Annotated in this window: 1 protein-coding gene; it reads left to right on the top strand. The window is 65.0% G+C overall.

All coding sequences use genetic code 11. The features are described 5' to 3' along the window. Positions 1–27 precede the first annotated feature (27 nt). A partial coding sequence (locus AC1D01_RS36145) for a PAS domain-containing sensor histidine kinase (protein ID WP_477874554.1) occupies positions 28–1044 on the top strand: 1017 nt, incomplete at its 3' end.

The following is a 1044-nucleotide window of genomic DNA, read 5'->3' on the forward strand; positions in this document are numbered from 1 at the left end:
CGCCTCCAGGCGGCGGCCGAGCTCCGCATGGAACGACTGATCGATGCGGTGACCGACGGCGTCGTGACGGTGGACGACCAGCGAACGGTGGTCCTCTTCAATCGTGCCGCGGAGAGACTCTTCAGCGTGAGCGCTGCCGAGGCGTTGGGGACATCGGTCGACCGGTTCATGAGACTGCCTGACGGGGCGGCCGTCCCCTTGGTGCCGACGACTTCCGAGGCCCTTCTGGAACTCGAGGGAGCGCGTGAGGAGGGCGCCGGGTTCCCGGCTGAGGCGTCACTCTCGCGACTGGAAACCGAGCGTTCAGCGCTGACGACGATCGTATTGCGAGACGTGACGGCGAGGCGGTCGGCAGACACCGAGAGACGCGCTCGCGAAGCATCGGAGGCCTCCAACCGAGCGAAGACCGAGTTCCTCTCACGCATGAGCCACGAGTTGCGCACGCCGCTGAACGCGGTCATCGGTTTCTCCAGGCTGCTCCGGATGGACGCCTCCAGGCCGCTTTCCGTCGGCCAGCTCGAACGCGTTCAATACATCGAGAATTCCGGCGCCCACCTTCTGGCACTCGTCAACGATGTGCTCGATCTCTCACGAATCGAATCCGGGGGGATGGCGGTTTCGACTGAGGCCGTGCGACTGCTTCAGGTGGTCGAGGAAGCCGCCGCGATGGTGTCGCCCCTGGTGACAGCAGCCGGTATCCAGATCTTCCTGTCCGCCGCCGTCGTCAGCGGGCACAGCGATGCCGAGGCAAGCATCGTGGCGGCCGCTTGCGCGAAGGACATCGAAGTCAAGGCGGACCCGGTTCGCCTTCGGCAGGTGCTCGTCAATTTGCTGAGCAACGCCGTCAAATACAACAAGCCGGGTGGTCGCATCACGCTGACCTGGGAGGTCTGCGGTGCCGACTGCGTCGTGAGAATCATCGACACAGGGCACGGGATCGCTGCCGATCGACTCGCGAGCCTCTTCGAGCCGTTCAACCGCCTGGGGGCTGAATCGTCCACCGTGGAGGGGACCGGTATCGGGCTCGTTCTGTCGAGGCAACTC

This window comes from Rhizobacter sp. P3_B12 (genome assembly GCF_056402895.1).